The following is a 12536-nucleotide window of genomic DNA, read 5'->3' as shown; positions in this document are numbered from 1 at the left end:
TGAAAGGATGGGGAAGTGGCATATTTACTGGTCTTCCTCGCGGTGCTTCTCGTCGGTGCCGTTGCGCTGTTCCTGATCGGCCAGCGGCGACGCGAGGTCAATGGCGAGACCATGGGCGCGGAGGTGTTTGACCCCAGTTTGTCGAATGCTCTGCTGGATGACGGCCTGGCCGCTCCGGTGCCTCATCTGCCTCCTGTACTGCTTCCAGAACGGCCGAAGGCCGAAGACATCGACCGGATCAGATTTTCACTGGGCTTGCGCGGCTACCGGATGGATCAGGTGGATCAGGTGCTGGACCGGCTGAGTGCCGAACTGACTCGGAGAGATCAGCGGATCGCTGATCTGGAAGCCCGAGTTGAAAGCTTCCGGCCGGTCTCGGCTGGATTGCTGCTCTCTGCCGCGGAACAGCCCCCGATCGGATCGGCGGAGCCAGCTTCTGCTGTTCCTGCTGGCTCTGAACCGGCGAGCACCGATCACCAAGCCAGCGAGTTTGAGACTCCGGATCAGGGTGATTCCGGGCAAGGCCTCACGGGGGAGTCGCGATGAGCGCGCAAAAAACTTCCGCCGACGATCTGGTTCGCTGCGAGTGGCCCGGACTGGCCGGTAACGAGTTGTATCAGAATTACCATGACTTCGAATGGGGTCGTCCGGTCTCCGGGGAGGCCAAGCTCTTTGAACGATTGAGCCTGGAGGCTTTCCAATCCGGGTTGAGCTGGCTGACCATCCTGCGTAAGCGAGAGGCCTTCCGGGCCGCTTTTGCGGAATTTGAGCCGGCTAGAGTTGCCCTTTTCGACGCGAGCGACGTCGAGCGACTCATGAACGATGGGGGGATCGTGCGCAACTCGCTCAAGATCAATGCCACCATCACTAATGCTCAGGCGATGGTGAATCTGCCCACCGGGGTGACCTTGGGCTCTCTTCTGGAGGAGCATCGTCCGGCACCCAGGGCTTCAGGAACTCCGGTTCCGGCCTCGACGCCTGAATCGGTGGCTTTGGCCAAGGCCCTCAAGAAACACGGCTTCCGCTTTGTCGGGCCGACCACGGGCTATGCCATGATGCAGGCGATCGGCCTGGTCAATGATCATCAAGCTGATTGCTGGGTTCGTGCCGAAATCTGATCTCGCCGGACCGACTGAGCCGGGCTCTGCGCTGAACAGTGCGCTGTGGCGGGGAGTGCGCCGGGGCATGGCCCCAATCATTCGCTCGCCGTGGTGGTTCCGGATCGGCTTGCTCTATGTCCTGACCCGGTTCATCAGTTATCTGATTTTCGCGGCGGCGGCCCTCCACCAGGGAGCCAACCCCTGGTTCGAGGCTTCCCCGGGATACCTGAACTTCATAGATATCTGGGATAGCCAGTGGTATCACCGGATCTTTGACGATTTGTATCCCCAGCAGTTGCCCCGAGCGGAAGACGGTTCTCCGCAAGAGAACACCTGGGCTTTTTACCCGCTCTTCCCTCTGCTGGTAAAGGCTCTGGCGAGTCTTACCGGCGGGAGCTGGGGAGCCCTTGCGCCCTTGGTGGCGACCCTGGCTGGCCTGGCGGCAAGCCTGATGAGCTATGCCTTGTTCCGGCTTTTCGCCAGCACCGTCACCGCGACCTGGGCAGTGGCTTTTCTGCTCACCTTCCCTATTTCGCCGATCTTGCAAGTGCCCTACGCGGAGTCGTTGAATCTCTTCTTGCTCGCCGCTGCTTTATACCTAGTGATCAAACACCGCTATCTGCTGGCGATGCCGGTGGTGCTGCTGAGCGCGCTTTCCCGCCCGGTAGGACTGGCCTTTGCACTGTTCTTCTTCTTGCATCTGTTGTTGCGGATGTTGCCCGCTAAAGACTTCGAGCCACGCAAGCCCCAGCTCTCGGCCACACAATTGCTCAGTGCACTCGCCCTGCTCCTGGTCAGTGCACTGGCCGCTTTTGCCTGGCCGCTGATCGCCTGGTGGGTCACCGGCGACGTCGCGGCCTACACGGGCACCGAGGCGGCCTGGCGTGGTGGCGGACCCCTCGTGCTCTTCAAGCCCTGGCTTGATTCCTCGACGTCGCTGCTCGGCTCGGTGCTGGGTCCGGTGGCTCTGTTGCTTCTCATCGTGGCTTTTGTGCTCTATTTCAATTCGCGGGCGGTGCGCCGGATCGGTATCGACCTCAGGCTCTGGAGCCTGTCTTATCTGCTCTACCTCTTTGCCGTGCTGCATCCTCAGACCAGTACGTTCCGGTTGCTGCTGCCGCTCTTTCCCTTCGCCTTGGCAACCGCTTTCATCTCCCGATCCAAGGCCTTCCGTTCCGCGGTGGTAGTTTTTTTCATTCTCTTGCAGATCGTTTGGGTGGTCTGGCTCTGGGCCTGGGCGCCGCTGCCCGGGGGCGGGGATTACCCGCCCTGAGCGAGTTTCCCCGCCCCGCAGCAGCGACCTTTCACGGGCAGACAGTCGCTGCCGGGCGCTGTGAATGATGGTCGTCAATTGGCTCAGGGGTGTGATCTACGAGATAATGGACTCAGCGATCATTCGCTTGAGCAACTTGTAAAGGGGTTTACCTGATGGCGGCCATGAAGCCCAGAACCGGTGACGGTCCGATGGAGGTCACAAAGGAGGGGCGTAGTCTGATCATGCGGGTTCCCTTGGAAGGTGGCGGGCGTCTTGTGGTGGAGCTGAACGCCGACGAGGCCACTCGCCTCAAAGATTGCTTACTGGGCGTCACCGAGTAACCGAGCCTCTTGCGTGGCCCGTGCGGCCGTCCCGGCATCCTTGGTCGCCAAACGAGCGAGGAGTTCCGCACCGTTGGGAACGCCTAATCCGGTGCAGGCGTCCCATCCGGTATGTGCACTGTAAGCCCCATTAGTGCCTTTGACGATGTCTCGAAAACCGGCGGGAATTTCACCGGCAGCAGCGGAGCCGTAGATCAGCGGTTGCAAGAGGCCGAGCCCCTGACCGCGAGCCTGCACCAGACGCGCGATGAGTGCAGCCCAGAGCGGAGAAACCGCACTGGTTCCGCCGATGACGGTGTTTCTGCCATCGACCCTGACCAGATAGCCGGTTTCTGGATCTGCCACCGCCGCTACATCGGGCACACCTCGCCCGGAGATTCCTTCTGGTGCCGGCACCCCCGCAGAACCTTGCCACTGCGGTAGGCCAAAAGCCCTGCTGACTCCGCCGCCCGTGGCGCCGCCACCGGGGCCGTTGTTCCATACCGTCTCGGAGGTCACTTCTCCGCTACTAGGATTCGCTTCCAGGCGAGTCCCGCCGCAGGCCAGTGCGTGTGGACTGGATGCAGGGAAGTCCACATGAGACTTTCCATCAGGAGCACGGTCGGTAGAACCGTCGTCGCCCGCCGCCGCTGTTACGGTGATTCCCAGCAGCGCAGCATCGGCCAGCGCTTCATCGAAGGCCTTCCTGGCCTGCGCCGTCCAACCGTCCTCGCTCTGCCCCCAGGAGATGCTGATCGCGGCCGGAGCGGGAGTGGCGTGCGCCGCGGCGCTCACCGCATCGACAAAACCGGCGTCGGTGTTGGGTGCGAAATAGACCAAGATCTCTGCCCCGGGAGCCATTGCGCCGGCCACTTCAATGTCCAGCATCACTTCGCCGTCCGGCCCATTGGGGTTGCCATCAGGCCGATTCGAGCCTCCGTCTACCCCAATGCCCTTAATGACCGGGGTCTTGAGCCCCAGGTCGTGGAAGTAGCTGTCCAGATCTGCCTGCACAAAGCCACCGCCGAGTTCGATAATGGCGATGCTCTGCCCAGAACCGTCGTACTCCTGGGGGAAATTGTAGATGGTGCCCAAGTGCACCGGGGTGTAACTCACGGTTCGAGCGGCAGCCGGAACGAAGCGGAACAGCGTGCGGGATTGCGGGCGGTCATCCAAGCCGAGCACCGCGGTGACGATTCCCGCTAAGACCGCCGGAATGGAGAGCTCGCCGCTACGGTGACGGAAAGTGACTTCGCTGCCCGCGGGGTCAAGTGTGCTGTGAGTTTGCAGCTCGGTGCCGAACACCTGACTCATCAGCTTGCTGGATCCGCTGATCCGGACCCGACGGCTCGCTGCCTCGGAGGACATCACGCTAATCCCCAGTCCAGCCAAGGTCGATCGCACCAACTCCAGATCAGCGGGGTCGGCACCGTACTTTTCCGCCAGCTCCTGAACGCTGTGTGGCTGTGCGAAGGACCCGGCCTCCGGCTCGGCCCTCCGCCTCAGAATCAAGGTGGCTTCTATATTAGCGTCGTCGGATAACTGAGGTGCGGCAGCTGCCGAAAAACCGCTGAAGGGAGGTCTGCTGCTGCCTGGCAGCGGAACGAGCTCCAAATCCGCGATGCCGTGCTGAGCCTCACGGTGGGACTGAGACTGAGACTGAGATTGAGCTCTGGAGGGCTGATCAGCGGGGGATTCATCTGAGTGCTTCATATCTCAGGTTTATCACTGACCCCCGACAGCGCGGCCCCCAGCGTGGGGGGCTTAGCGTTTCACCGCGAGCAGTATCCCGGCTCCGGTAGGCACCAGTGAAGAAACCAGATCTTCGTTCTCCCTGATGGTCTTACCCACTTGCCGCAGCACTACGGTGCTCGGCTCGCGTACCGCGGGTTCGGCCACCCGATCTTGGTCGAGGGCATCGTTGATCACCAGCAAGCCGCCTGATTTCAGCAAGCGCACGGCCTGTTCGACGTACAGCGGATAGGCGGCTTTATCAGCATTGATGAAAACCAGGTCGTAGGCGGCATCGGTGAGCCTTGGGAGCACATCGCTGGCTCGGCCACTGATGGTCCGCGTCCGGTTCGCCGGGAAACCCGCCTCCACAAAGGATTCGCGGGCTGCTTTCAAGTGCTCGATATCGCCGTCGATACTGGTCAGCACAGCCTGCGGGGAGAGGCCGCGGAGCAGGTAGATCCCGGAGACACCGGTGCCCGCACCGATTTCCACCGCGGTCTGCGCCTTGGAACTGGCAGCCAGCACACTGAGCAGCGCGCCGGTGGCCGCTCCGATGGCTGAGACGCCGAGTTCGTGAGATCTCTCCCGGGCACGCAGCAGGATCTCATCCTCTACAGGCAGCCCTTCGGTATACGACCAGCTGTTAGATTTGTCGGCGCTCATGACTTCAAGCCTACTGCGAATCCTTGCGTAACCTTTATCAGCTGGGCAGCTGTCCTTATGCTCTGCGCTAAATGCCGCTGAAACACAGGAAACTTACAGTCGAATCTGTCATGATAAATGCTTACTCGATCAGGGGGTGGGGCAAATGACCGCAGAGGTGGAAAGCACGGCTGTCGATTGGGTCATGCCAAGTTGGGAAGAAGTGGTGCAGAACCACTCGGCCAAGGTATTCCGGCTCGCCTACCGGCTGACCGGCAATAAGTACGACGCCGAGGATCTCACCCAAGAGGTATTCGTCCGGGTCTTCAGATCGCTGGCGAACTTTACCCCGGGAACCCTCGATGGCTGGCTGCACCGGATCACCACGAACCTGTTCCTCGATCAAGCACGCCGCAAATCCCGCATCCGCTTCGACGCTCTCGCGGAAGACGCCGAATCCCGCTTGCCGGGGCGCGAGCCTGGGCCCGAGCGCAGTTTCGAGTTCAATAACCTCGATCTTGATATCCAACAGGCTCTTGACGCTTTGCCGCCGGACTTCCGGGCCGCTGTGGTGCTCTGCGATCTGGAAGGTCTGTCCTATGACGAGGTGGCCGAGGCGCTGGGCGTCAAGCTCGGCACAGTCCGTTCTCGGATCCACCGCGGACGGACCATGCTGCGGGAATCCCTGGCTCACCGGGCACCACGCTCTTTCGGTTCCAAGCTGCCCAAGTTGAAGATCCCTCGGATCGCTGGACTCCACTAGAGCTGAGGTTCCAGTGCCAGAGATCCCTCCGAGATACAGTGAGGATTTGGCGGCCCGGATCCTGCAACGGACCGAGGGCCTTCAAACCAACTGCGCAGAGTTCTTGCAACTTCCTTACCGGGCAGGCCAGCGGACCAGAATTCTGCTGGCCGGTACGATGGCCTTTGTGGTGATCAGTGGCCTGCTCGGCGGAATCTATCTGATCGGCGTCCCGGATCAGCGGGACCTGCGGACCGAATCCCGGCAGTCGGTGATTCAGGACCAGGATTCGTCCGCCATGAAGCACGATATGATCTCTTGCTTTTTCCGAGGCTTGCATCGCGTTCTCGGTTAGCGTCGGGGTGAAGAACAGGTAACCTATCTCTAGCTATGTTTAACATCAATGGGTATGAGTTCCTGATCCTGGGCATCATCGCGGTGCTGGTGATCGGTCCTAAGAGGCTGCCCGAATACGCGCAGAAGTTCCGCAACTTCGTGAAAGAAGCCCGGCGGATGGCCAGTGGTGCGCGCGACCAGCTCAAAGAGGAGTCCGGAGTCGACCTGAGCACCATTGACTGGCAGAAACTAGACCCGCGCCAGTACGATCCCCGGCGGATCATCCGAGAAGCCTTGCTGGACGACGAACCCGGGCAGCTCGCGGTCGGTGCAGCAACGCCCACTCCGCCGATGCCGGAAGTGCCGCCGATGATGCCGGTCCGTGAAACAGTGCGGCTCAGCCAGGGCCAAAAGGCTCCCTGGGATACCGAAGCGACCTGAGTTATTTCCAGCTGTCCCATTCAGTGGTGCAGAAGTGTAGAGAAGTGCGGCGGAAATAGTCACTCCAGTAACTCTGGTAACACTCAGTGGGACAGCTGGCTAAGAAAGAGCGGGATAAGCGAGGACGAGGCCGCCCGCAGATGAGTGCCAACGCTCCATTCGGTGGGTCAGAGCGGCTCGACGCTCAATTTCAGCCCGGCCAAGCCTCTAGGGCGCTTGAGAAGTTTCTCCGCGATGCTCCAGAGCGCAAGAGCACCCGGAGACTCCGGATCCGAGAGCACAATCGGCAGCCCGGCGTCCCCGCCCTCCCGTAGCGCTATATCCAAAGGAATCTGGCCCAGCAAGGGTACCGCCGAACCGACCGTCTGGCTCAGCCGAGCAGCCAGCAATTCACCGCCGCCGCTGCCGAAGAGTTCTATTCTGCTGCCGTCGGGCTGTTCTAGCCAGGACATGTTCTCCACCACTCCGAGCACTTGCTGCTGGGTCTGCAGGGCGATCGCCCCGGCTCGCTCTGCGACTTCTGCCGCGGCGGATTGCGGAGTGCTGACCACCAGGATTTCGGCTCGTGGAAGCAGCTGGGCAACCGAGATCGCGACGTCTCCGGTGCCCGGTGGCAGATCCAAGAACAAGGCATCCAGATCGCCGAAGTAGACATCCGTGAGGAACTGTTCGAGGGCCCGGTGCAGCATCGGCCCGCGCCAGGCCACCGGCTGGTTACCCGCGACGAACATGCCGATGGAAATGACTTTGACGCCGTAGCCGACCGGCGGCAAGATCATCTCGTCCACCCGGGTGGGCTGACCGGTGATCTGCATCAGGCCGGGCACCGAGAAACCATAGATATCGGCGTCAATAATGCCCACTTTGAGCCCTCGAGCGGCCAGCGCGCAGGCCAGATTGACGGTCACCGAGGATTTGCCGACGCCGCCCTTGCCGCTCGCCACAGCATAGATCCGAGTGAGCGAGTCCGGCCTGTTGAAAGGGATGCCACGGACCGGCCGTAGCTGTGCTTTGAGTGCTGTGCGCTGTTCCGGCGTCATCACACCGAGCTCAACCGAGACTCCGGTGACCTCGGGTAGCTGCCGCAGCGCGGCGGTGGCATCGGCCACGATGGTGTCCCGTAGCGGGCATCCCGCTATGGTGAGCAGCACCTTGACGGTGACCTGGCCGGCGTCATCGATGACGACGTCCTCAAGCATGCCCAGTTCAGTGATCGGCAACCGCAACTCCGGATCGATCACGGTGGCGAGTGCAGTTCGCAGAACTGCCAGCTCGACGCTCACGAGCTAGGCGGTGGCTGGCGGTCGAGCTTCTGTACTTTGGGTTTGGCGGCACCCGTCTTGACCGCGGAGACTTTCGGCAGAGCCTGGGTTTTAGGGGAGCCCTTGGAATCGCGGGATTTTTCCCGTCGCTCGAGCTCACCTTCCTCCGAGTCACTGGCCAAGATGAGATCTTCCAGGAGCGACTTCAATTCGGAGCGCACGAAATCTCGGGTGGCGACCTCACGCAAGGCGATCCGCAGCGCGGCCAATTCGCGGGTCAGGTACTCGGTATCGGCGAGGTTCCGCGCCGCGGTCTGCCGATCCTGCTCGATGGCAACCCGGTCCCGATCATCCTGACGGTTCTGGGCGAGCAGCAACAGGGGAGCAGCATAAGAAGCTTGCAGGGACAGGATCAGGGTGAGCAGAGTGAAGTTCAGGGCCCGGGGATCGAATTGCCAGGCTTCCGGTGCCAGGGTATTCCAGCTGAGCCAGGCGGCACAGAACAGCGTCATGTAGAGCAGGAACTGCGGGGTGCCCATGAAACGGGCGAAGCCTTCGGTGAGCCGGCCGAAGGAATCCGGGTCAGCGGAGAACCGGGGGAAGAGCCTGGAGCGCAACTCCAGCGGAGTGTCTAATCCGCTGTTCTGACTCCGCTGCCGCTCGGTAGATTTCTCAGCCAACTCTGCCTCCTAGTTTCTTCAAGGGCTCACCGTCTTCGTGGGCACGCCAATCATCGGGCAGTAACTGGTCAAGGAGGTCGTCGACTGTCACCGCCCCGACCAGGCGGCCGGCGTCGTTGACCACCGGTAAAGCCACCAAGTTATAAGAGGCCATCACATGGGAAACCTCGCTCACGCTCGCCAGGTCGGAGACCGGCTCAAGATTTTTATCCACCAGACTGCCCAGTTTCTCGGGCGGGGCGCTGCGTAGCAACTGCTGGATATGGACGACGCCGAGGAATCGCCCGGTCGGAGTCTCCAGCGGCGGGCGGCAGACAAAAATAGCTGAGGCCAAGGCGGGCGAGAGCTCTTCGCTGCGAACATGGGCGAGCGCTTCTGCCACGGTGGCTTCGGGCGGCAGGATCACCGGCACCGGGGTCATCAGACCGCCGGCGGTGTCCTCCGCGTATTGCAGCAGACGACGCACATCGTCGGCTTCCTCCGGTTCCATCAGCAGCAGCAGTTCCTCGGCCTTGGCGCTCGGCAGGTCGGCGAGCAGGTCGGCTGCATCATCCGGATCCATCTCTTCCAGCACATCCGCCGCTCGTTCATTGTCGAGCGAAGAGAGCAGCTGCACCTGATCGTCCTCGGGGAGCTCTTGCAGGACGTCGGCGAGCCGCTCGTCCTGCAGCTCGGCGGCCACCTCGAAGCGCCGTTTATCGCTCATCTCCTGGAGCGCGTCGGCGAAGTCAGCGGGTTTCAGATCCTCATAGCTCGCTACCAGTTGGCTGGCGCCCTGAGGTTCGTGCTGAGCGTCGTGCAAGGCTTCTTCCCACTTGATCAGCAGGGTGTGACCCCGGCGCAGTCTGCGCAGCCGCGAGGTGGAGTCCCCGCGCCGCACGAAGAGCTTACTGACCAGCCAATCGCCGCTGCGCTGCTGATCGAGCGCCACGTCCTCGACGATCGCACTGCCCGAACCATCGGCCAGGCTGACCTTCCGATCAAACAGCTCCCCGACCACGAGCTGTTCTGCGCCGCGCTGCTCGAAGCGGCGCAGATTGACCAGGCCGGTGGAGATGATCTGGGTCTGATCCATTGAGGTGAGTCGGGTCATCGGCACGAAAACCCGTCGTTTGCCGGTCACCTCGACCACGATGCCTACCGCATGGGGGGCGTCGCTGCCTCGTGAATGCACCACAACATCACGTAATCGGCCCAGGCGGTCACCAAACGGATCGAAGACGTCCAGGCCGATCAGGCGCGCTACGAAAACGCGAGTTGGATTTGTATTCACACCTCAAGGCTACTGTTTTAGCCGCCGGGGGTGAAACAGTGTCTCAGGCGGTTCGCTGTGTGACCGCCGCCGGACCAGCTCCAAATGGCTTTTAGGCCTTCACTCAAGCGGTCAGGGTTCACCCGCAGCGATACTCCGGCATCATTGTCGCCCCGATGCGGGAGAATGGAAGTATGTCAAACCTTTTTGGATCGGCCCGTGCTCTTGCAGACCTGCGCAGCGTCCCCGACGGCGATACGGTGGGGAGCTACGTCTCCTACTTGGATGCTCAGAAAGCTGTGGATTACCTTGCGGACCAGCAGTTCCCGGTTCAGCTGGTTTCCATTGTGGGCAATGACCTGAAAATGGTGGAACGCGTCACCGGGAAGCTGAGCTACCCGCGCGTGGCTTTGAACGGAGCGATGACCGGTGCCTGGTTCGGTCTCTTCGTGGGGCTTTTGCTCTCCTTCATAGGAGCCAGCCCGGCCGGTTCCTTGCTCGCTATCCCGATCGCCATGCTGCTGGGTGCTGCTTTCTGGATGCTCTTCGGCATCGTGACCTATGCCGCGCAGCGTGGCAAGCGGGACTTCACCTCGACGTCCCAGGTGCTGGCCTCCAGCTATGACGTGATCGTGGCCCGGGAAGCCTCGGGGGAGGCGCGGCGACTGCTGCAGAATCTGCCGATGGCCGCCAAGCCCGCAGCGCAGGCGTACCCGACGCAGACCCCGTACCGTCCCGCTCAGCAACCGGAGCAGCCGGCTGCACCGCAACGTCCCGAAGGCTGGAGCGACCCCTACGGAGAGCCTGCCGCTACCCCGGCCGCAGAGCCTGAAGCCGCATCGGTGGCCGGAGTGAGCGCTACTAAGCCCGGATCTTATTCGGATTTGCCAGATGGCCGCCCGCAGTACGGAATCCGCGTGGACCACTCGACGTCGGAAACCCAGCAGCCGACTGCAGCTCCGGAGAGCCAGGCCCCAGAGAGCCAGTCGCCCGGGAGCCAGTCGCCGGGGCGCCAGCAGCCCGGCCAGCCTGAATAGAGTTTCAGTCCGCTCCTGAGTTCATCGGTAGCTCTCGGATTCGCTCGTCATGACGAGCGAATCCGAGAGCGAACCGCTGACTTGCAAGGGGGAGTTGCGGCGGCTCAGCCCTGTTCGTAGATTCCTGCCATCCAGGACTCAACGTCCTCCGGGCTGCGTGGCAGCGCGGCGCTGAGGTTCCGGTTGCCGTCAGCGGTGACCAGGACGTCGTCCTCAATCCGGACGCCGATGCCCCGGTACTCTTCCGGCACCGCGAGATCGTCGGCCTTGAAGTAGAGGCCGGGCTCGATGGTGAAGACCATACCCTCCTCCAAGACCCCGTCGAGGTAGAGCTCAGCCCGTGCTTGTGCGCAGTCGTGCACATCGAGGCCGAGGTGGTGACTGGTGCCGTGCGGCATCCAACGGCGGTGCTGCTGGCCTTCCGGTGCCAGCGCCTCTTCGGCGGAGACCGGCAAAAGGCCCCAGAGCGCGAGCCGGTCCGCCAGGACGTTCATCGCCGCGGCGTGGATCTCACGGAACTTGACGCCCGGCTTGGCCACCTTGAAAGCGGCATCCGCGGCGTCCAGCACCGCTTGGTAGACCTTGCGCTGCACCTCGGTGAAAGAGCCGTTGACCGGCAGTGTGCGAGTGATATCGGCGGTGTAGAGCGAATCCGCTTCAACCCCGGCGTCCAGCAGCAGGAGCTCCCCGGACTTCACCTGACCGTTATTAGTGATCCAGTGCAGCGTGGTGGCGTGGTCGCCGGCTGCCGCGATGGTTTCGTAGCCGAGGCCATTGCCCTCTTCACGCGCCCGGGCGGCAAAAGCACCCTCGACCACGCGCTCGCCGCGGTGGTGCGTGATGGCGCGGGGGAGAGCTCGAACCACTTCGGTGAAGCCTTCGATAGTCGCCGCCACGGCCTTTTCGAGCTGCTCGACCTCCCAGGCGTCCTTGATCAGCCGCAGCTCGGAGAGCGCCTCGGCGAGCTTAGCGTCCTGCGCATCGGCCTGGCTGAGGTCAGCGGTCTCCGGGTTGAGCGCGGTATTGATCCGGGCGGTGTCGATCAGCGCATCGACCTGCGGATCGACATCACGCACCAGGCGGACCTGCATGCCGCCGATTTCGGCTGCGCCGATATTCTTGGTCAGCGCGATTTCTGCCTCCGCCAAGTCCGCGGTCTCCAGGGCCAGCTCGGCGCGCAACTCGGCGAGAGTCGGGCGTTTGCCGATCCAGAACTCACCGGAGCGGGCATCCGAGTAGAACTCCTTGGTGTCCCGGCCGGCCAGTGGACGGAAGTACAGCGTCGCCCGGTGGTGGCCACCGTCGTCGCCGGTGCCGTCGTCCACCGGCTCCAGCAGCAGAATGGCCTCGGGCTCATGGTCGACACCGAGGCCGGTCAGGTGGGCGAAGGCGGAGTGCGGGCGGAACATGTAATCGGTGTCGTTGGAGCGGACCTTGAGCGGCCCCGCCGGGATGATGAGCCGTTCACCTTTGAACTGTTCACTGATCGCACGACGTCGTCGCGCCGCGTGTTCGGCCACCGCCGATTGGGCGGGAAGCTGCTGGCTGGAAGGCGCCCAATTGGCGCTCATGAATGACCTGAAGGCATCCGAATCGGGGCGAAGAGAGCGGTTGTTCACGCGTTCTTCAAGGGGCTGTTCTGAGTTTTCTGGGGTCTGCGTCACAGCTCAATCCTGCCACCGCTGCCGGAACGCCGCCAGTTCAGGGGACTCAGGCCACCTAATGGCGGCAACGA

Annotated in this window: 14 protein-coding genes; 8 read left to right on the top strand and 6 right to left on the bottom strand. The window is 62.5% G+C overall.

All coding sequences use genetic code 11. The annotated features are described in order from the left end of the window. Nucleotides 1-15: 15 nt before the first annotated feature. The 4 genes from ABDK06_RS04035 (at nucleotide 16) to ABDK06_RS04020 (ending at nucleotide 2696) form a co-directional block, all read left to right on the top strand. The gene (locus ABDK06_RS04035) at nucleotides 16-546 is read left to right on the top strand and encodes a DivIVA domain-containing protein (protein WP_394939160.1); all 531 of its coding nucleotides are present in this window, start codon (nucleotides 16-18) and stop codon (nucleotides 544-546) included. Next, on the top strand, nucleotides 543-1118 hold the full coding sequence (locus ABDK06_RS04030; RefSeq protein ID WP_394939158.1) for a DNA-3-methyladenine glycosylase I: 576 nt from the start codon (nucleotides 543-545) through the stop codon (nucleotides 1116-1118). Before ABDK06_RS04035 ends, ABDK06_RS04030 begins: the two co-directional genes overlap by 4 nt. Next, nucleotides 1105-2373: a hypothetical protein gene (locus tag ABDK06_RS04025; protein WP_394939156.1), complete on the top strand. Its 1269-nt coding sequence runs from the start codon at nucleotides 1105-1107 to the stop codon at nucleotides 2371-2373. The genes ABDK06_RS04030 and ABDK06_RS04025 overlap by 14 nt, the downstream gene beginning before the upstream one ends. A 155-nt stretch (nucleotides 2374-2528) precedes the next feature. Next, nucleotides 2529-2696, top strand: coding sequence for a DUF3117 domain-containing protein (locus ABDK06_RS04020; protein WP_394939154.1), 168 nt, complete (start codon nucleotides 2529-2531; stop codon nucleotides 2694-2696). On the opposite strand, the gene ABDK06_RS04015 is transcribed toward ABDK06_RS04020, so the two are convergent. Further along, the gene (locus ABDK06_RS04015) at nucleotides 2676-4388 is read right to left on the bottom strand and encodes a S53 family peptidase (protein ID WP_394939152.1); all 1713 of its coding nucleotides are present in this window, start codon (nucleotides 4386-4388) and stop codon (nucleotides 2676-2678) included. The two genes, ABDK06_RS04020 and ABDK06_RS04015, sit on opposite strands and share 21 nt — an antisense overlap. 51 nt (nucleotides 4389-4439) lie before the next feature. After that, on the bottom strand, nucleotides 4440-5072 hold the full coding sequence (locus tag ABDK06_RS04010) for an O-methyltransferase (protein ID WP_394939150.1): 633 nt from the start codon (nucleotides 5070-5072) through the stop codon (nucleotides 4440-4442). Nucleotides 5073-5208: 136 nt separating this feature from the next. On the opposite strand from ABDK06_RS04010, the gene sigE reads away from it, so the two are divergent. The 3 genes from sigE to ABDK06_RS03995 are packed head-to-tail and all read left to right on the top strand — an operon-like array spanning nucleotide 5209 to nucleotide 6570. Then, nucleotides 5209-5814: an RNA polymerase sigma factor SigE gene (gene sigE / locus ABDK06_RS04005; RefSeq protein WP_394939148.1), complete on the top strand. Its 606-nt coding sequence runs from the start codon at nucleotides 5209-5211 to the stop codon at nucleotides 5812-5814. A 13-nt stretch (nucleotides 5815-5827) separates the two neighbouring features. Next, nucleotides 5828-6148, top strand: coding sequence for a hypothetical protein (locus tag ABDK06_RS04000; protein ID WP_394939146.1), 321 nt, complete (start codon nucleotides 5828-5830; stop codon nucleotides 6146-6148). Between the two features lie 35 nt (nucleotides 6149-6183). Beyond that, the gene (locus ABDK06_RS03995; protein WP_394939144.1) at nucleotides 6184-6570 is read left to right on the top strand and encodes a Sec-independent protein translocase family protein; all 387 of its coding nucleotides are present in this window, start codon (nucleotides 6184-6186) and stop codon (nucleotides 6568-6570) included. Nucleotides 6571-6737: 167 nt separating this feature from the next. On the opposite strand, the gene ABDK06_RS03990 is transcribed toward ABDK06_RS03995, so the two are convergent. Genes ABDK06_RS03990 through ABDK06_RS03980 form a run of 3 tightly spaced genes read right to left on the bottom strand, consistent with a single transcriptional unit; the run spans nucleotide 6738 to nucleotide 9785 of the window. Further along, nucleotides 6738-7853 (bottom strand): Mrp/NBP35 family ATP-binding protein, encoded by a 1116-nt coding sequence (locus ABDK06_RS03990; RefSeq protein ID WP_394939142.1) that lies wholly within the window; start codon nucleotides 7851-7853, stop codon nucleotides 6738-6740. After that, complete coding sequence (locus tag ABDK06_RS03985) at nucleotides 7850-8512, bottom strand: DUF1003 domain-containing protein (protein ID WP_394939140.1); 663 nt, start codon at nucleotides 8510-8512, stop codon at nucleotides 7850-7852. Before ABDK06_RS03985 ends, ABDK06_RS03990 begins: the two co-directional genes overlap by 4 nt. Continuing rightward, nucleotides 8505-9785: a magnesium transporter MgtE N-terminal domain-containing protein gene (locus ABDK06_RS03980; RefSeq protein ID WP_394939138.1), complete on the bottom strand. Its 1281-nt coding sequence runs from the start codon at nucleotides 9783-9785 to the stop codon at nucleotides 8505-8507. The genes ABDK06_RS03985 and ABDK06_RS03980 overlap by 8 nt, the downstream gene beginning before the upstream one ends. Before the next feature lie 173 nt (nucleotides 9786-9958). Here ABDK06_RS03980 and ABDK06_RS03975 point away from each other — a divergent pair, with 173 nt between their 5' ends. Continuing rightward, entirely contained in the window at nucleotides 9959-10801 is an 843-nt protein-coding gene (locus ABDK06_RS03975) for a YflT domain-containing protein (protein WP_394939136.1), read from the top strand. A gap of 104 nt (nucleotides 10802-10905) precedes the next feature. On the opposite strand, the gene ABDK06_RS03970 is transcribed toward ABDK06_RS03975, so the two are convergent. After that, nucleotides 10906-12465, bottom strand: a complete 1560-nt coding sequence (locus ABDK06_RS03970) for an aminopeptidase P family protein (protein WP_394939134.1) — start codon at nucleotides 12463-12465, stop codon at nucleotides 10906-10908. Between the last annotated feature and the right edge of the window lie 71 nt (nucleotides 12466-12536).

This window comes from Psychromicrobium ferritrahens (assembly GCF_043789415.1).
Lineage (GTDB): Bacteria > Actinomycetota > Actinomycetes > Actinomycetales > Micrococcaceae > Renibacterium.
This window is presented reverse-complemented; position numbering and strand designations above follow the sequence as displayed.